The organism is Pricia antarctica (genome assembly GCF_900101815.1).
In the GTDB taxonomy this organism is placed as follows: Bacteria; Bacteroidota; Bacteroidia; order Flavobacteriales; family Flavobacteriaceae; genus Pricia; species Pricia antarctica.
Genome location: NZ_FNAO01000005.1, coordinates 74397 through 90606, shown reverse-complemented (window position 1 = coordinate 90606; position 16210 = coordinate 74397). Strand labels below are relative to the sequence as shown.

General features: G+C 42.5%; 23 protein-coding genes and 3 pseudogenes. 4 read left to right on the top strand and 22 right to left on the bottom strand.

Features of this window, described 5'->3' with window-relative positions; translation table 11 throughout:
* Positions 1 to 156: 156 nt before the first annotated feature.
* From BLT07_RS10385 to BLT07_RS21350, 8 genes and pseudogenes are all read right to left on the bottom strand, one after another.
* Positions 157 to 351, bottom strand: a complete 195-nt coding sequence (locus BLT07_RS10385) for a DUF6132 family protein (protein WP_091868428.1) — start codon at positions 349 to 351, stop codon at positions 157 to 159.
* Positions 348 to 485, bottom strand: coding sequence for a hypothetical protein (locus BLT07_RS21005; protein ID WP_175455301.1), 138 nt, complete (start codon positions 483 to 485; stop codon positions 348 to 350). Before BLT07_RS21005 ends, BLT07_RS10385 begins: the two co-directional genes overlap by 4 nt.
* A 59-nt stretch (positions 486 to 544) precedes the next feature.
* Positions 545 to 625 carry a YgaP family membrane protein gene (locus BLT07_RS21625; protein ID WP_394331314.1) on the bottom strand — a complete coding sequence of 27 codons (81 nt, stop codon included), beginning with the start codon at positions 623 to 625 and terminating at the stop codon, positions 545 to 547.
* 107 nt (positions 626 to 732) lie between these two features.
* Positions 733 to 1728, bottom strand: coding sequence for a Tll0287-like domain-containing protein (locus BLT07_RS10375; protein WP_091868424.1), 996 nt, complete (start codon positions 1726 to 1728; stop codon positions 733 to 735).
* Between the two features lie 254 nt (positions 1729 to 1982).
* Positions 1983 to 2313: pseudogene (locus BLT07_RS21355) on the bottom strand (TSUP family transporter); the annotation flags it as partial.
* A 191-nt stretch (positions 2314 to 2504) separates the two neighbouring features.
* Positions 2505 to 3143 carry a Crp/Fnr family transcriptional regulator gene (locus BLT07_RS10365; RefSeq protein WP_091868422.1) on the bottom strand — a complete coding sequence of 213 codons (639 nt, stop codon included), beginning with the start codon at positions 3141 to 3143 and terminating at the stop codon, positions 2505 to 2507.
* Positions 3144 to 3209: 66 nt separating this feature from the next.
* The gene (locus tag BLT07_RS10360; protein ID WP_091868420.1) at positions 3210 to 3389 is read right to left on the bottom strand and encodes a hypothetical protein; all 180 of its coding nucleotides are present in this window, start codon (positions 3387 to 3389) and stop codon (positions 3210 to 3212) included.
* Positions 3390 to 3857, bottom strand: a pseudogene (locus tag BLT07_RS21350) (universal stress protein). It lies immediately after the preceding gene.
* 134 nt (positions 3858 to 3991) lie between these two features.
* Here BLT07_RS21350 and BLT07_RS10345 point away from each other — a divergent pair.
* Complete coding sequence (locus BLT07_RS10345) at positions 3992 to 4948, top strand: ROK family protein (RefSeq protein WP_091868414.1); 957 nt, start codon at positions 3992 to 3994, stop codon at positions 4946 to 4948.
* A 27-nt stretch (positions 4949 to 4975) separates the two neighbouring features.
* Here the strand turns inward: BLT07_RS10345 and BLT07_RS21720 are convergent.
* The 8 genes and pseudogenes from BLT07_RS21720 to BLT07_RS20985 all read right to left on the bottom strand — a co-directional run.
* A pseudogene (locus BLT07_RS21720) lies at positions 4976 to 5083 on the bottom strand (mechanosensitive ion channel family protein); the annotation flags it as partial.
* Between the two features lie 70 nt (positions 5084 to 5153).
* Entirely contained in the window at positions 5154 to 5993 is an 840-nt protein-coding gene (locus BLT07_RS10340; RefSeq protein ID WP_091868412.1) for a universal stress protein, read from the bottom strand.
* A 67-nt stretch (positions 5994 to 6060) separates the two neighbouring features.
* Positions 6061 to 6909: a universal stress protein gene (locus BLT07_RS10335; RefSeq protein ID WP_175455313.1), complete on the bottom strand. Its 849-nt coding sequence runs from the start codon at positions 6907 to 6909 to the stop codon at positions 6061 to 6063.
* Positions 6910 to 6919: 10 nt separating this feature from the next.
* Positions 6920 to 7198 (bottom strand): hypothetical protein, encoded by a 279-nt coding sequence (locus BLT07_RS10330; protein WP_175455312.1) that lies wholly within the window; start codon positions 7196 to 7198, stop codon positions 6920 to 6922.
* An 87-nt stretch (positions 7199 to 7285) separates the two neighbouring features.
* Positions 7286 to 8125 carry a universal stress protein gene (locus BLT07_RS10325; protein WP_091868408.1) on the bottom strand — a complete coding sequence of 280 codons (840 nt, stop codon included), beginning with the start codon at positions 8123 to 8125 and terminating at the stop codon, positions 7286 to 7288.
* 207 nt (positions 8126 to 8332) lie between these two features.
* Positions 8333 to 8473: a hypothetical protein gene (locus BLT07_RS20995; RefSeq protein WP_175455311.1), complete on the bottom strand. Its 141-nt coding sequence runs from the start codon at positions 8471 to 8473 to the stop codon at positions 8333 to 8335.
* A 66-nt stretch (positions 8474 to 8539) separates the two neighbouring features.
* The gene (locus BLT07_RS20990) at positions 8540 to 8704 is read right to left on the bottom strand and encodes a hypothetical protein (RefSeq protein WP_175455310.1); all 165 of its coding nucleotides are present in this window, start codon (positions 8702 to 8704) and stop codon (positions 8540 to 8542) included.
* The gene (locus tag BLT07_RS20985; RefSeq protein ID WP_175455309.1) at positions 8697 to 8873 is read right to left on the bottom strand and encodes a hypothetical protein; all 177 of its coding nucleotides are present in this window, start codon (positions 8871 to 8873) and stop codon (positions 8697 to 8699) included. The genes BLT07_RS20990 and BLT07_RS20985 overlap by 8 nt, the downstream gene beginning before the upstream one ends.
* Before the next feature lie 195 nt (positions 8874 to 9068).
* Between BLT07_RS20985 and BLT07_RS10315 the strand changes: the two genes are divergently transcribed.
* Entirely contained in the window at positions 9069 to 9377 is a 309-nt protein-coding gene (locus BLT07_RS10315; RefSeq protein WP_091868404.1) for a hypothetical protein, read from the top strand.
* Here BLT07_RS10315 and BLT07_RS10310 read toward each other — a convergent pair.
* From BLT07_RS10310 to BLT07_RS10290, 6 genes are read right to left on the bottom strand one after another with little or no spacing between them, the layout of a single operon-like run.
* Positions 9364 to 10224, bottom strand: a complete 861-nt coding sequence (locus tag BLT07_RS10310) for a universal stress protein (RefSeq protein WP_091868402.1) — start codon at positions 10222 to 10224, stop codon at positions 9364 to 9366. The two genes, BLT07_RS10315 and BLT07_RS10310, sit on opposite strands and share 14 nt — an antisense overlap.
* Before the next feature lie 32 nt (positions 10225 to 10256).
* Positions 10257 to 11105 carry a universal stress protein gene (locus BLT07_RS10305; protein ID WP_091868400.1) on the bottom strand — a complete coding sequence of 283 codons (849 nt, stop codon included), beginning with the start codon at positions 11103 to 11105 and terminating at the stop codon, positions 10257 to 10259.
* A gap of 3 nt (positions 11106 to 11108) precedes the next feature.
* Positions 11109 to 11966 carry a universal stress protein gene (locus BLT07_RS10300; RefSeq protein ID WP_091868399.1) on the bottom strand — a complete coding sequence of 286 codons (858 nt, stop codon included), beginning with the start codon at positions 11964 to 11966 and terminating at the stop codon, positions 11109 to 11111.
* Between the two features lie 10 nt (positions 11967 to 11976).
* Positions 11977 to 12126, bottom strand: coding sequence for a universal stress protein (locus tag BLT07_RS20730; protein ID WP_175455308.1), 150 nt, complete (start codon positions 12124 to 12126; stop codon positions 11977 to 11979).
* Complete coding sequence (locus BLT07_RS10295; protein ID WP_091868397.1) at positions 12123 to 12476, bottom strand: adenine nucleotide alpha hydrolase family protein; 354 nt, start codon at positions 12474 to 12476, stop codon at positions 12123 to 12125. The genes BLT07_RS20730 and BLT07_RS10295 overlap by 4 nt, the downstream gene beginning before the upstream one ends.
* Positions 12473 to 12775, bottom strand: a complete 303-nt coding sequence (locus BLT07_RS10290; protein ID WP_091868395.1) for a cation-transporting P-type ATPase — start codon at positions 12773 to 12775, stop codon at positions 12473 to 12475. Before BLT07_RS10290 ends, BLT07_RS10295 begins: the two co-directional genes overlap by 4 nt.
* 145 nt (positions 12776 to 12920) lie before the next feature.
* On the opposite strand from BLT07_RS10290, the gene BLT07_RS10285 reads away from it, so the two are divergent.
* On the top strand, positions 12921 to 13385 hold the full coding sequence (locus BLT07_RS10285; RefSeq protein WP_091868394.1) for an Hsp20/alpha crystallin family protein: 465 nt from the start codon (positions 12921 to 12923) through the stop codon (positions 13383 to 13385).
* A 156-nt stretch (positions 13386 to 13541) separates the two neighbouring features.
* Positions 13542 to 16208 carry a cation-translocating P-type ATPase gene (locus tag BLT07_RS10280; RefSeq protein WP_091868392.1) on the top strand — a complete coding sequence of 889 codons (2667 nt, stop codon included), beginning with the start codon at positions 13542 to 13544 and terminating at the stop codon, positions 16206 to 16208.
* Positions 16209 to 16210 lie beyond the last annotated feature (2 nt).

The window sequence follows — 16210 nt, the reverse complement described above, 5'->3', positions numbered from 1 at the left end:
GAAAATGGCCTGTACAGTAACCTATGTTACAGAAAGCGAAATAATAGTTTGAACGGGTATCAAATACGAAAAGGCACTTCCAAATTATGGAAGTGCCTTTTTTATCGACCGAACAAAACTTAGCCAGCCGAGAGGTAAATACGGTTTCAAATCTGCTCAGTTTTTTGGGGATTTTACGAACATACTGAACAACAATCCGCCCCAAAGTCCACCATATAAACTGCTGTTCAGAGGTTTTGACGTTATGGCACAGGTTCCGCTCGAACAGCCAATTTCAACGTAATAAATGTAGCCTGCAACTGCACCGACCACCACACCTATAATCGTTAGCAATATTGTCTTTTTCGTCACTCCTTTTTCTTTTTCCCGCCCGACATCATGGCGATTACGGTTCCTATAAGAACCGCACATACCAATGCGAAAATTGCGATCATCATGGTTCCGTTTCCCCATGAGACCAAGGGTAAAATCAATTTTAAGATCATTTATTTAAAGTTTGGGTTTAATTGAATTTGTTTTGAACTATTCCTTTCGGAAACCGGAATCACTCTTTGACCTTGCATGTACTAAGACCGAAAATGCTGTATAACGGACAAAAACTGATAAAATCGGTCACTAGAAACACCGAGGCCAAGGCCAAGAGTACGTATGCCAAAGTGTCTTTGACCAAATGATAATAAAGTATCGTTGAATGCCAAGAAATGCCGCCGATTAAGCCCAAAGGATTTATATCTATTCTACGCTTTCCTTATCAAAATTAATGGCCCAAAGTCCCCGTACTTCATTCTCCCCATAGCCAACCGCCTTATCCGCGGGGTAAAGATTTTTCAAGGCGGACAAGGTTGCCGGTTGAATCTGATCGTTGGGTTTTCCGTGGCATTGCAGGCACATGGCGTTGGTGGTAATGGGAAAATAAAAGTCCACTTCGCCATTTTCCGTTTTTACAACGGGCTTCGGTTGCTTTCCTGCGGCCGTTAATTTCTTGAAATACCTAATATAGCCCAACTCTTCCATATCTGCCGCGTTATCAGGATTCCGAGGTTTGTCCGACACCCTTTTGATGATTGCGTTTTTCATGATCGATATACTATCCGTTAAGGGCAACGCCTTCACATTACAAAACGCGACGGCCCCGACCGTCCCGTTTTGCTGAATGGCCTTCATCAAATTTTTGCCTAAAGCCCCTTTGGCGGCCAAGGCATATTCCATACCGATTTTAGCATATTTGTCTTGAGGTGGTTCCGCTGTTTGCATTTTGCGTTTTCCAATTCTCTTTCCTTTTCCGTGTACGGATTCGAAATGCGCATCGAACCAAACCGGCTTTTCGACTTCATAATCATAGAGATAATCCGCTACCTGTGCAATGGCATCATCAGGATAGGGTATGTAGGGCATGGCACCGAACCTTTTATGGGCTGCGGGTATCTTTGATTCCGTTTCAGGGTCGTTGACCCATTTGATAAGATCTTCCGTAAATTGATCTTTAGTTGTGTTCTCGGCGATATAGTGCCTTTTAATGACGATCATGGGCGGTGCGATCATACTTTCTTCGGATTCCTTCGGATTGTGGCAGATGTAGCATTCCGTTTCCAAGATCTGCTTTCCGGGATGGTTTTCTCCCGTTCGGGCGAATTCGTTTTCGGAGGTTGTATCGATGGGTACGGTTTTCGATTTATCCTTGCAACTGGCCAAGAATAGAAGTACGGATAAAAGGATGATCTGTTTCATTAAAACTAATTTCAAGGTTAGCTATGTAATGTTACAACCACCTATAAACCTGTACCGTAACAAAGGTTACAAAACTCGGATTTTGTTTTGGGCCGAGAAATGATTTATATCAGGTCGACCTTGAAAAGTCGACCGTAGGTAGTTGAAGCAGGCAATATAGAAATTCTATGGTTCAAAGGTATACATACTTGAAAATCTGTATCATAAGTTACTTCTGTGAAACGCTTTTCGCCCTGTGCAACTCTATGAAATGCGTCTTTCGTTACCAAAGAACTTCCAACAGTAAAAAGTTTCTCTGGAATGGCGGTCACCAAATACTTCCGCGTAACGTAAACAGCGATAAACGCGGGAATGGAAAAAACGATGGCCGTTCGAAAATCGACAAACCCCTTTTATATATTCCGCAAGGCACCAACTAAAGAAGAAACCCAGACCACAAAAAGCGAATAGGGGGTCGCGACTACGGGATTGATGTATAAGAGATACACTAAAACGGGAACGGTCAAAATGGAGCCACCACCCAACATCAAACCAAGAACGATACCGGTAACGAGGATCGACGTACCCAATTTCAATTATCCCCATAATCATCTTTACAATAGAGCCAGAATTAGGGCTAGAAAATACATGGGGCAGTAATATCGGTTACCTATAGAAGTTATGAGTTAAGTTAGGCAGCCAAATTGAAACGTGTCGATCAAGGCCCAAAAACGAGGTTTTCCGCTCCTAGTTGACACGACTTGATTCGACCAAGATAAAAGAACATTATTAAAACCCTACAATCCTAGATCGAGAATTTTGATGTGATTGCGGTTCAAGACAATTTTGCCCATGTTTTCCAATTTTTTTAACAAGCGGGAAACCACAACCCTCGAAGTGTGTAGTTCGTAGGCGATTTCTTGATGGGTACTGCGAATGATCATGCTTTTCGTTACCCGAGCCTTATCGCCCAGATATTTCAGCAAGCGTTGGTCCATATTCAGAAAGGCAATGCTGTCAAGGGTTTCCAAGAGTTCGTTCATTCTATTGTTATAACTCTGTAGTACAAAATTTCGCCACGAGCTATATTTGGCCATCCATTCCTCCATGTTTTGAATGGGCACCATGATCAATTTTGAATCGGTCTCGGCAATCGCCCTGATTTCACTTTTAGTGTGTGTCATGCAGCAGTTCAGCGTCATGGCACAGGTGTCCCCATTTTCAAGAAAATACAATAAAAGTTCGTCGCCGTTATCATCTTCGCGCAAAACCTTGATAACGCCTGATACCAAAAGGGGCATGGATTTGATATAGTCTCCTATTTCCATCAATTTGGTGCCTTCCGGTATTTCTTTAATAATGGCAACTTTGTTGATCTCGTTCAACAGATCTTGCTCGAAAATATGTCCGTAGTTTTCTTTAAGGTCTTGGATCATTGGCGGTGTTTATAATTGTATCACTATCTTTTTCAAAGATAAAAAATATGGTATGAATAGTATGTTCTACCTCAATTCCACCACATCCTTGTTTTTAACAAAGACACGTTCGGCATAAAAATTTTCGAGATAATACGCAATGGCATTCTCGTTCTTTTCCTCTTCCTCCGAATAGCCATAACTTTCAGCCCGGTTCTCGATCGTTACGACATGTACCTTGGCGTTGAACCTTCGGGCGACCTCCAATTAGGTGCCCAGCGCCTTGGTATCGTCTATTTCCTCTTTTCCAAGTACCAAGGCTATGCGCTTCATTTGAAAATCTTTATGGCCCCTTGGTACTACTAGAACAGGGCAATCGGCCTTCAGTACAAGTTTTGAGGTATTGGTGTGTTCGGTATCGCTCTCGGTATTGGTGCCAAAGGTACCCATGATTACAAGGTCTATCTCTTGGGTTTTTTGTATGTTCAACAGGGCTTGGGTCAGCGACCCGCCTCGGGTCGTCCATTCCAATTTATTTTTAAGTACTCTGCTATATTTTGCCTGTAACTTTGTAAAATTTTCGGGAAGCAGCTAAAAATTGCCATGTCCCGAAACATGGGCCAATACAATTTGTATATCATCATCACGTCCCGTGAAGGCTACAGCATATTCTAATGCTTTTTTAGCACTTTCAGAAAAGTCGAAAGGGACTAATATTGTCGAAATTTTGTTCATGACACGAAGTTTTTTATCGTTCTGAACAAAAATAAGTTTCCGTTTTAAGGAAAAACATGACCGCTGTCATTCCTGATTTAGAAATGATATCCTATTATTGAAGTTCAAAAGGATACTTCATAAATTAGCGGTATATGGATCTAGTAGCAGGAATAGACATAGGCGGCACCCAGACCAAGATCGGGTTAGTGGATAAAAAGGGCGTATGCCATGAAAAACTCTTTTTCAGGACACAGGAATTCGAGAATTTCGACGATTTTTTAGATAGGATAGTTGGTGGGATTTACGAACTGAAAGCGAAAATCAAATCGCCAGTAAACCTTATCGGCTGCGGTATCGGTGCGCCCAATGCATCGAGCAGAAACGGTACCATAGAGAACGCCGCCAACCTCAAATGGAAAGGTTCTGTGCCCTTATTGGAAAAATTAAAACAACGCATCGACCTCCCCATGCGAATCATGAATGATGCCAGTGCGGCCGCATTGGGCGAAATGCTCTTTGGCAACGCCAAGGGCATGAACGATTTTATCGTCATCACTCTGGGCACTGGTCTCGGGGCGGGCATCGTCGCCAATGGAAAATTGATCGAAGGCTATGACGGTTTCGCGGGCGAACTCGGCCATGTCGATATGACCTTGGGCGATGGCCGGTTGACCGGCCTGAACGTCAAGGGCGGACTGGAAGCCTACGTTTCCGCTACGGGCCTAAAACGCACCATACTTTATATGTTGTGCAAGTATATGGACGATAGCCGGTTTCGGGACATCGCCTACAACGACCTCCACGGCGAGGACATTACCAAAGCTGCCGAAGAGGGCGACCCCATTGCCCTAAAGGCCTTTGATTATACCGCTAAGACCATGGCATTGGCATTGGCGAATTTTACCGCGTTTACACAGCCCGAAGCCTTTTTTATAATGGGTGGCCTTGTCAATAGCGGCAAACTGATCTTTGATCCGCTTCAAACCTATTTCGAGGAAGATTTATTGGAAGTCTATAAGGGGAAGGTAAAGATCCTGACTTCGGGGATGGAAGGCAAGACCGCAGCCATTTGTGGAGCGGCGGCCTTGATTTGGGAGGGGTGGCGGTAGCGGAAAAAGAATAATAAAGTGCTATTCGTAATTAGCTATGTTGACCCATTCCCCAATTTCCATCATAGTGGTATATGTACTATCAATGTCGAGAACATCGCCTTTGACACCATTGATTTCGATTCGATCGCCTGGTCACGATATGCGCCTTTTCCTTATCCATCCACATTCCAATATTCATAACGTTTCATTTAGGATATTTCGATTAATGCAAGGCCAAGACAGGAACGGTGGCATCGTACCCGATTTCTTTGACCAAAGGTTTAGAGAATACATTACCAAAGAAGAAGTGTTTTCTGTTGATAAAGGCAATCATGTCGCTGTTGCGGCTTTCCACGAAAGAGGTTATTCCATCGGATACGTCTTTTTCGGTCAAGGTATGGAAGCTATGGTCGACGGATTCCAAAATATCTTCCAATAATTGCTTGTTGTTCTCTTGGTTATCGTTCAAATCAGGATTTTTGGCTACATACAAGACGCGAATGGCGGCATCGTGCATTTTAGCGACTTCAATGAGATAACTTAGCTCCCTGCGTTTAAAGGCCGACTTGTAGTCTGTAGGGAAAACGATTTCTTGGGGCGTTGAAAACCGTACATCTTCGGGTACTGCCAACACCGGACACTCCCTGATTTTTTCCATGGCATTGACGGTATTGCTTCCGAAGATTACACCTCTGGCACCCGTAGCACCTTGGGTTCCCATAACCACAAGGTCGATATCCTTCTTAGAGATAGTCTGTTTAAAGGCCTCCGACAAAAAGTTGTAAGTGCTAATCGTATGATAGGTATGCTTGGGATTATCATGGTGCAGCTTTAGCATATCCAAGAGTTTTGAAAAACTTTCTTCAGATTTGGTTTTTGCCGCCTCATACGGCGCACTGCCCGGTTCAGGAATTATCAATGTGTCGGTTGTATAACTATCTACTCGAAATATATTCAAAAAATAGAATTCACAATTCTGTTTTTTATATAGGTCTAATGCGTAACGTACAGCATTCAATGCGTTCTTCGAAAAATCCGTCGGTACTAATATTCTTTTGTCCATCACTTTGCTATTTTAGGGTTATTAGATTAAATTTATGGGGCATACGTATGATTGCCTATGACAAGTGTCAGTCTTGTTGCGGAAGAATCAAAAGCGGGGTCTCCGAATACATACTTACATCCATGATGACCGGTTCGCGGGTCAGTTTTTCAAATAAACTGTGTTTACGGTTGACCATGGCATAGAGATCCACTTCCAGTTTTTTCAAAAAGGCATCGATGACCTTGGCCTTATCGTCGAACGCCTGCATCCAATGAAAGCTGTGTTCGACACCTTCTAGGCAACTTTCCAAGAGTTTTCTTCGGGATTCCTGCTCGTTGTTCAAAATCTCTTCCTCGGTGATGTGCAAGACCCTAATTGAAGCTTTGGCCAACGAGGCCAAAAAAAGCAAGGGTTTCATAGTCTCATGGGCACAGCCTTTTTTGAAATCGGTAACAAATGCGATTTCCTTGGGCTGCTTAAAATCCATTTCTCCAGGAATCGCCAAAACCGGACACCGATTTATTTTTTTTAGGGCCCTAATGGTGTTACTGCCAAAAAAGATATCGGCGGCTTCGGTAAGGCCTTTATTGCCCATCACTACCAAGTCTATTTGTTTTTTTGAAAGGGTCTTGCTTATAATCGTTGTTAACATACCTTTTTCGGACAACGTCTCAAATCGATGGAGAGGATTGTCATTGTCCATCAATATTCTATGGGAGGTCTCGGTCAACCTTTCCTTTGATTCTATATACACCTCTTCTAGACGCTTCTTACTACCTAAGAGCTTTGGTTTTTTGCCGTACAATGGAGTAAGTTCATCAAATACATTAAGTAGATAAAAGGTGCACGGTTTGGATGCCAACAATTTTACGGCGTAAAAAAGTGCGCAGTATGCGTTGTTGGAGAAATCGGTCGCTACAAGTATATTTTTCATTGTCTTCATCTTATAATTGTGGAGTGACCATAAAAGGCACTGTTATATGAAACCCTATCTTCTTGATGACCGGTTCTATAAAGAGCCGTTCCATAAAGGTGTGCTTGTTCTGAACCATGACCAATAGATTGATTTTCGTTTTTTGCTGAAATTCGTTGACGGCCGCTATGATTCCGTTATCGGGATCGTCGTGAAAAAGAGCTATGTTGCCCAACAATTTTTTTAAATAGTCCTTGGAAAATTCCACTTTTAGTTCTTGGTCGGCATGTGAATTTACCAATGCGGGCAATTTGCGCTAGTTGGTTTGACTTAGTTCCAACAATTCTTTTTTTGTTTTAGGTCAAGGCCTATTTATGGTAATGCGGTTTAACCTTAGCTATTCATGAAGTACCAAAAAAGGTACTTTGGTATGATAACTAATTTTCTCGACGGTGGGCCGGAACAAAATCCGTTGCAAGAAGTTCAGGTTTTTGGCCACCATGGCGATAATATCGATATCCCTACTCTGGGTAAAGCACTGTACGGCCGTCTCTAATTTTTCTCCAGTTACTTTGTGGAAACTATGTTCGCTGCCGGCAAAATAATCCTCCATGAATTTTTGGTTCTTTATTTGTTGGTCCGTGAGTTCCTCTCCGGCCTTTGAAATATATAGAAAGCGAACGGCCGACCCGTGTATTAGCACCACCTCCTTCAGATCTTCCAGCACTTTTACATCATAATTCAAATGATAATCGGTAGGGAAAGCAATTTCCTTAGGTCTGTGATATTCAGCATCCTCCGGAACGGCCAATACGGGACATTTTACCCTGGTAATGACATCCCCTGTATTGCTGCCCAATGAAACCGCCTTGATACCACTGGCACCTTTTGTACCCATGATTATCAAATCAATGTTTTTATCATTGACCTCCTGTTTGATATAGTCCGTGAAAAAACCGTAATGGGCCAATGTGTGAAATGTATGCTTGGTGTTAAATGGCAAACGTTCAATCTCTTTTAGCAGTTTTTTTAGTTGTTCCTTATTTTCCTTTAAGATGCTTTGCTCCAAGATTTCTTGGGAGGCATACATGGCCGCTTCGCCGCCCGAATAAGCGGTAATGGGATGTACATTGATTATGTAAAACGTACATTTCGCTTTTTTGAAAAGGGCCATGCCATACCTTATGGCATTCCAGGCGTTCCCGGAGAAATCGGTAGGTATCAGTATATTTTTCATGGTTGTAATTCTATTGTTGATGATTTAAAAGTAATCGAATTGGAACACTGTCCCAATGACATATATCATATTGGAGGCGATTGGGTAACTCTATTTGGAAAAAAGGAATTCAAGGCCCTAAAAAAAGAAATCTTCAGTATCGCCGACCATGTTAAGGAAATAGGGAAGAAGGAGAAACTTTTACTTGACACGGAACACTCGAGAAATTCAAGGCGTACCTAACTTTCTTGCTTTTTGAATTTCTAGCCAAGCCAATGCAGCAGGTGCAAGCACCACATCAGAACGTGAAGCCTTCGAGAGCAAGACTTTAATCTTACCGCTGTATGCGTTGAAAAGATCACGCTCCATACACATCTTTATCAGTTTTAAAAGAATATCCCCGGCCTTGCTCAGCCCTTCGGATAAAATAAAGGCCTAGTCGAGATGGGCTACGGTGTTGGCCATTTTACTACCTAATATCTCTCCCGTTTTCTCAAATGCCCTTAGTGCTATACTATCCCCTTCCAAAGCTGCATCCGAACTATTCTCGCCGTTCGGTTCCTCAAAACTATTGGTGCGCATGCTTGAGTCTTCACGCATATTGGCCAAGAGTTTTAAGACCTTTCTTCTGATGGTGACCGGCACCTATGTGCAAAATGGGAGTTTTGGCATCCAACTTGGCCGTTAGCCCGTCGACTTCCTTTTTTAACCGTCGGATAAAATCTGAATAGGGTAGGTGGGCTTCGGTATGTAATATCTTTTTGTCCAATATTTTACCATCCCTTGATACCAGCCGAAATTTTTGTTAAGCTCTCTCCGATATCAATTCTTATTACAATTTCTGTTACGATGTGTCATCTTTTTTCACTACTATTTAAAAGAACATCACTTTATTTTCTTTTCAACTGATCTATATCATTTTATTCCACTCCCCAATTTTTTAATTTGCATAAAACCCAGTATCATGAAAGCACTAGCAACCTTAAAGAACGTGGACTCCCTTACGTGCAGAAAACTTATTAGGCGCAATTTGAGCCGAATCATGGATATTCGGATCATAGACATTGATATCGAGAATGGCCTCATTTGCTTTCTTTACAATGGTCAGAAAGCTTTCGATCAAGTGAAAAAAGAATTGGGCAGAATCGGCCACCCTATACAGAACTTTACCAACACTTTTCCTGAAGATACAGAGCGTCCGAAAACCTTCGACGCCATTAGTTTATCTTCAATTCAAAGGGCAAGGCGCCCCTATTATGCTATGGGACGATAAGTGGAAATATCAAGAAGGGAACTTCGGTATAAAAAGCTACCCTTTTAATTACATTTTCCTTCGTTAACTTCTCGAAAAAGCTGTGCCAATAATTGATCATGGTAATCATTCCTATATTTTCATGCTCTGTGGTATATGCCATAATCGCTTCCGAAATCTTGGCATGTCCGTTCACTTCAACAAAAGTATATGGCAATGCGTGCAACTTTTCGCTCAAAAGCTTCTTAGCGGTTTTTTGATGTGCCAACAATTCCTTTCCTTGTTCTGCATGAACTATGGTAATCTTTGAATCCCATAATCTTGCCAAATCGGTTAACGGAATTAGTTCGGCCTTGGAATATGTATGTTCAAAATTGGTAGCAAAGGCGATTTTATCAGGTATGTTAAAGACGTAGTTGGAGGGTACGGCGATAATGGGGCAGAAATCGATTTTTTGCAAAACATTGATCGTACTACTGCCTAAAAAAACTTCTTTGACCGCCGAAGAACCCTTCGTGCCCATAACTATGTACCGAATGTTCTTTTCGACGGCAATTCGACCGATGGCATTTACCAAGGAGTCGGCAACACAGTGGCTCTCGAACGTATGTAAGGGGTTCTCGTTCTTTGTCTTTAAGTCGCTTATAAGTCGATGGATACTTCTTTCCGATTCCCCTTTTATCGCACGGAATAAACGGGTATCCTTGGCCTTACTTCTTGTGCTTTCCAGACCTGAGGGACTAACCTGAAAGGCGTTCAGGATATGAAATCTACATGCTATTTTCTCAAAAAGGGAGAGGGCATAGTCAATGGCATTTTCGGCATTCGCCGAAAAATCCGTAGGTAGCACAATATGTTTAGTTTTCATCGCCTTTATTTTTTAAAGTCAAACACAAATATTTATCGCCTTTCAGGAAGCATCAGCACAGGTATATTTGAGTGGAACGCTATTTTTTTTACGACCGGCTCTTCGATGACTTTCTCCCAAAAAGTATGGTGGTAACGTATCATGGCCATTAGGTCGACGTTGTTCTGCGACACGAATTTTTCAACACTATGGGCCACGTTGCTTTCAAATGTAACATTGCTATAGGAAAAGTTTACGTCGCCCAAACGCTGTTGAAGAATATGGCGGTTCGCTTTTTGGGTGTCGTTCAGGACAAACTCAACGGCAACGTGTAAAATCTGAATTTGTGCTTTCCAATGTTCGGCCAGTTGGGTAATTGGCAAAAGTTCGAACTTTTCATAGATTCTTGTAAAATCGGTCGTAAAGACCAATATCTTGAGATTTTGGAAATTATGACCGGATGGCACTACCAAAACCGGACAGTTTTTAACTTTCTTCAGTACTTTTACGGTATTGCTTCCCATAAAAATTTCCTTGGCACCCGTTGCGCCCTGTGTTCCCATTACTACAGTATCGATGTCCCATTCCGATACTACATCGAGTACGGCGTTTTCCAAGGTATCCGATTTTGAAAATATCTCAAAACCGTGCCTTGGACTATGGTGGTTTTCCTTGAGATAGGTCAAAACCTTACTTAGTTCCTGTTTGGAATATTGCGAAAGCGAATCGTAAATGGTCCCTAACCGCTGTTGGCCTTTTCGGCTCAGCATATTCAAAGTTTGGGGCTCATAGGCATGCAGGAGATAAAATTGACAATCTACGTTAGCATAAAGTTTAATGGCTGTAAATATGGCGTTCCAGGCATTATCGGAAAAATCAGTGGGCAATAGTATTTTTTTCATGACCTATTGTTTTGGTTTTACCAAAGTTTGTGGCAGTGCCAAAAATGGAATCTTCGTATGGTAGCCTATGGAATCTATATTTGGCTTTACCAACAACCTATCAATGATAGAATGCTTTCGGTTCATCATGGCCAACAAACTGGTATTGTTTTGTTCTATATATTCGTGGATAGCGTTAGGCATCAATTTGCCCTTAACTTGTTCGAATGTCGGCTGAAGTGTCTTAAAAATGGCCTCCACAGACTTCTTGTTTACCTTTTGGCCTTCGGTCAGGTCATAATCGTCTTTTACGTTCAATACCTTTAAATGGGCCTTGTGCATCTGTGCCATATCGATAAGCAACTGTAACTCGTCTTTAGTGAAGGGCATAGCATAATCGGAGGGAAACAAAATGGATTTTATTTTCTCAAAAGCATACCCTGTAGGAATGACTAAAACCGGTATCCTTGACTTTCTAAGCACATGTACAGTATGGGTCCCCAAGAAAATTTCCCTGGCACCCGTAGCCCCTTGTGTGCCCATAACTATCAGATCAAAATCTTTACGTTCGGAAAGCTCCATGAGTTCATCCGTCAAAGTGTTAAATGCGGATAGTGTCTTGAACCGATGTTTGGAGTTTTTGAATTTCAGTTTGATATCTACCAAGGTCTTGTCCAAGCCCGCCTGTGCAACTTCAACTCCCATATCAGGTATGGCGCTATAGGTCGGGCCGCCCATCATATAGTCGACACGATAAAAGGTAGGTGTATAGGTATGCAATATGTGGAACTCACATTTTTCGTCCTTAAAGAATTCGAGTGCATATACCATGGCGTTCCAAGCGTTGTCGGAGAAGTCGGTAGGCAACAATATTTTTTTCATCGTTCAAGATTTAAGGGTTGAAAGAACCGTACGCTTTATCGGCAAAGGCGTGCAAAAAATAGAAATTGATACGTTCACATTTATAGAGGTCCAAAGCATAATCGATGGCATGCATCGCATTGGCGGAGAAATCGGTAGGGATCAGTAGGGTTTTCATCATGTTTCATGTTGATGTCTCAAAAATATCTCGTTGAAAACTGGGAAACTATGACATATATCATTCCGCAATGCTTTGTTCAATGGGGTATTGTGCTTATCCCTGAACGGACAGAAGCGGTATGGCCGTATCGAACTTACTTCTTCGACCGTGGTGTCCAAAAATTGTTTCTGTAGAAAATTGTAGTCCTTGGAGACCATTACGATAAAGTCGGCCCTTGAATTTTTGGCGAAATCAAGAATGGCATTCTCCACATTTTTATTGCCTAGCGTATGAAAACTGATGGGATTCGTTAAAAATTCGGTAAGGCGTTGCAACAAATTTTCTTTGCGGATTCGTTCCTCGACAGTCAAGGATTTGTCCGATTTCGCAACATACAGTACCTGTATGTGGGCAGTTTTTGAAAGTGACCTCCTCCCGCCAAAATACACACCAAAAAAAAGATGCAATCGCCGACATTTCCGCTGATAAAGTAAATATTGGAAGCTACCGCCAATAAAATGACCATGGACTCCTTGAATACGCTTTTCAGGACATCCAAGTAACTATATTCCTTGTTGTAGTCTAAGGTGTTTTTACCGTGGGTTTTTCGAGAGCGCAGGACCGCTTCATCAGAGAGTCCTTCTATTCCAAAATCGGCAGGGTTGCCCATGCGGTCAATTGATTGTGTTAGCGATAAAGTTATCCAAATTTAAATGGAAAGAAATTTAGCCGGACTGACCTAAATCATTTCATCCAAAGGTAGTTGGATGTACTTTCGGTGCAAGAAAATGTTTAACCCTTAATAACGTACTATTATGTCACTAGTAAAATTTAAAAGAAGGCCGTTTGGAAACCTGATTACCCAAGATTTTTTCGACTTGGACGATTTTTTCGATAATCGTGGTTGGGTCAGAAATATGATGCCCGATAATTTCTGGAACGGTAAACGATCGGAGCCTGCCTTGAACATCAAGGAAACCGATGATAATTTCGAAATCGAACTAGCGGCTCCAGGCTTTGCCAAAAAGGATTTTGAAGTAACCATAGAAGACGGTTGCCTGAACATCAAGGCGGAAAAATCTACTTCCGACGAACAAAAAGAGGATAATTATACCCGCAGGGAGTTCACTTACAATGCTTTCGAACGTTCATTGCAACTGCCCGAAAGTATTAAACAAGAGGCCATCAAAGCCAAATATAACGATGGCATCTTGAGCTTTAATCTTGCGAAAAAGGAAGAAGAAAAAAAACTGCCACCTAAAAAGGTACAGATAGCATAAGTCATTGAAAAGCAAGCTTTTCTTTTTCTGTAATACCCTCCTGCCTAAACCTAGTTGCGTCCATGTGAAATAGGTTTGGTTCGAGGGTATTTCTTTGTACCTTCAAAGGGGATGTTTTTCTATAAAACTACTGTAATACCCTAAATCCTTACTACCATGGTCCAAAAGCCATTCTCCCTTGAGTCGGCAGATGTCGCCGTACAATTGAACAGCAATATTGATAGCGGATTGACCGTATCCCGGGCAAAAGAATATCTTAAAACGTATGGGGAGAACCAAGTGCCGGAGCATCGACCCAAAAAAAGAATACGCATTCTTCTTGATCAATTGATAGATCCGATTATTTACATCTTGGTCGCAGCGGCCTTATTGGCCTTTCTTTTTCGAGACTGGTTAGAAGGTATCGCCATTCTTGTCGTAATTCTGATATCTACGGCCATAGGTTTTTTTATGGAGTTGCAGGCCGTTCGGTCTTTAGAAGCCTTGCGTAAAATGGGTCAGGCAATGACCACAGTAATCAGGGAGGACAAGATCAGCAAAATAACGGCATCGGAATTGGTACCAGGAGACCTTATCATGATGGAAAGCGGCGATGTCATCTCCGCCGACGCGCGATTGGTTGCGGTCGACAATTTAACGATAAAGGAGTCCGCATTGACGGGGGAAAGTGTCCCGATTCATAAAAAGACCATAATACTATCCGCCGACCTCCCAATTACAGCCCAATTGAACATGGTATTCAAGGGTACCATGGTCATGACGGGATTCGGAAGGGCAATCGTTACCGCCACGGGAAAACATACCCAGTTGGGAAACATACAGCAAATGGGTATCGATGCGCAAAAGCAAGCGACGCCTTTGGAAAAAAAACTAAATCATCTCAGTAAATGGCTCATTTGGCTTACCTTGATTCTTACCATTATAATCGTCATCTCGGGTTACCTAAATGGTAAAGATTTGGTCCTAATGATAGAAACGGGCGTGGCCTTGGCCGTGGCAGCAATACCTGAAGGTCTTCCTATTGTCGCTACCATTGCACTGGCAAGGGGAATGCTTCGACTTTCTAAAAAACAGGTTATTATTAAAAAAATGGAAGCCGTGGAAACCCTCGGGGCCACCGATATTATTTGTACTGATAAAACGGGAACCTTGACCGAAGATAAAATGGAGGTGCATACTTTGGTATTCGAGGACGGTTACCTAGCCGATATCCCACATAAAAATAGGGGCGAATTCGGGGGGTTAGGAAATACCCTAGCGTTCGATAGGATGTTGATGGCCAGTATATTATGTAACAATGTAAAATCTATTTCGTTGGAAGGGTATGGAGATTCGATGGAAGTCGCTTTGCTAAATTTTGCCAGCCGTATAGGATATACCCCAGAAGACATACGAAAAAAATTTCCCGAAATATTGGAACTGCCCTTTGATGCCGAACGGAAACTTATGGCGACCGCGCATCTATCTGAAGATGGTTTCCAAGTCTTTGTAAAAGGAGCCTTTGAAAGTCTGGTGGTCCATTGCGAAACAATTTTGAAAGACGACAAAACGATACCTTTTGACAATAAAGAAAAATGGTTCGGCCAAGTACATGAATTGGCGTCCCAAGGTCTCCGTACACTGGCATTCGCCCATAAATCAACAGAGAACCAACCTACCCTGGATACCCTTTTAAAAGACCTGACCTTTGTGGGCATTATGGGTTGCATTGACCCGGCAAGAAATGATGTCAGGGCCACCATAGACATCTACAAAAAGGCGGGTATCAAGGTGATCATGGTTACCGGAGACCATCCCGGGACTTCACAAAAAATTGCCGAGGAAATCGGATTATTGTCGTTATCTGCGGATAGGAGTAAAGTTCTACAGGGCCAAAATCTTGAACGCACAGAAGATATCGATGCTATTCAAACGGAACAATTGCTCAACGCCGTTGTTTTTGCTAGAACGACCCCGGAACAGAAACTAAGGCTGATACAATTATATCAAAAGCACAATCATGTGGTCGGGATGATCGGCGACGGTATCAATGATGTTCCCGCATTAAGAAAGGCGGATATTGGAATCGCCATGGGTATTAGGGGAACAGGTGCGGCCCGTGAAGCGGCCGATGTCATTCTCAAGAACGACAAGTTTACGGCCATAGAGATGGCCATAAATCAGGGCCGGGTGGTCTTTCAGAATATACGGCAGTTCGTGGTGTATTTATTATCCTGTAATTTGGCAGAAATACTCTCGGTGGGAATTGCAGCGCTGCTGAATTTACCCTCGCCATTGTTACCCCTACAGATCCTATTCTTGAACCTGGTTACAGATACATTTCCGGCTTTGGCCTTGGGGCTTGGGAAGGGTCAAAAAGATAGTATGGAACTACCGCCCAGAAATCCCAAAGAGCCTATAATGACACGAAACGACTGGTATGACACCGTGGTATATGGGTTGACTATCTCGATGTCCGTACTTGGTATAGTCGTGTATGCGGATACTGTTTTGCAACTAGATGCCGATACGATAAACAATATGGCATTCTACACCTTGGTGATGGCCCAGTTGTTGAATATTTTTAATATGCCGAAGCTTTCGCAATCGTTCCTTAAGAATGAAGTGACTACGAATGTTTGGGTTTGGGGCGCCTTGGTCTTGTCGTTGACCATTACCTTCGGTGTCTATTTGATTCCTCCTGTGGCCCGCGCACTCTCCCTAAAGACCTTTTTTTTCGAACAATGGGGATGGGCCGCCCTGTTCGCCTTAGGATCGTTGGTATTGGCACAATTGATAAAACGTTTGGGGACTATTTTTAAGGAAAAGGAGCTGAACCCTTAGTT

Coding starts and splice junctions, on each gene's coding strand:
- BLT07_RS21005 (WP_175455301.1), bottom strand. CDS start 485: ATGATCTTAAAATTGATTTTACCCTTGGTCTCATGGGGAAACGGAACC.
- BLT07_RS10375 (WP_091868424.1), bottom strand. CDS start 1,728: ATGAAACAGATCATCCTTTTATCCGTACTTCTATTCTTGGCCAGTTGC.
- BLT07_RS10365 (WP_091868422.1), bottom strand. CDS start 3,143: ATGATCCAAGACCTTAAAGAAAACTACGGACATATTTTCGAGCAAGAT.
- BLT07_RS10345 (WP_091868414.1), top strand. CDS start 3,992: ATGGATCTAGTAGCAGGAATAGACATAGGCGGCACCCAGACCAAGATC.
- BLT07_RS10340 (WP_091868412.1), bottom strand. CDS start 5,993: ATGGACAAAAGAATATTAGTACCGACGGATTTTTCGAAGAACGCATTG.
- BLT07_RS10335 (WP_175455313.1), bottom strand. CDS start 6,909: ATGAAAAATATACTTGTAGCGACCGATTTCTCCAACAACGCATACTGC.
- BLT07_RS10325 (WP_091868408.1), bottom strand. CDS start 8,125: ATGAAAAATATACTGATACCTACCGATTTCTCCGGGAACGCCTGGAAT.
- BLT07_RS20995 (WP_175455311.1), bottom strand. CDS start 8,473: ATGGAGCGTGATCTTTTCAACGCATACAGCGGTAAGATTAAAGTCTTG.
- BLT07_RS20990 (WP_175455310.1), bottom strand. CDS start 8,704: ATGCGTGAAGACTCAAGCATGCGCACCAATAGTTTTGAGGAACCGAAC.
- BLT07_RS10315 (WP_091868404.1), top strand. CDS start 9,069: ATGAAAGCACTAGCAACCTTAAAGAACGTGGACTCCCTTACGTGCAGA.
- BLT07_RS10310 (WP_091868402.1), bottom strand. CDS start 10,224: ATGAAAACTAAACATATTGTGCTACCTACGGATTTTTCGGCGAATGCC.
- BLT07_RS10305 (WP_091868400.1), bottom strand. CDS start 11,105: ATGAAAAAAATACTATTGCCCACTGATTTTTCCGATAATGCCTGGAAC.
- BLT07_RS10300 (WP_091868399.1), bottom strand. CDS start 11,966: ATGAAAAAAATATTGTTGCCTACCGACTTCTCCGACAACGCTTGGAAC.
- BLT07_RS20730 (WP_175455308.1), bottom strand. CDS start 12,126: ATGATGAAAACCCTACTGATCCCTACCGATTTCTCCGCCAATGCGATG.
- BLT07_RS10290 (WP_091868395.1), bottom strand. CDS start 12,775: ATGGGCAACCCTGCCGATTTTGGAATAGAAGGACTCTCTGATGAAGCG.
- BLT07_RS10285 (WP_091868394.1), top strand. CDS start 12,921: ATGTCACTAGTAAAATTTAAAAGAAGGCCGTTTGGAAACCTGATTACC.
- BLT07_RS10280 (WP_091868392.1), top strand. CDS start 13,542: ATGGTCCAAAAGCCATTCTCCCTTGAGTCGGCAGATGTCGCCGTACAA.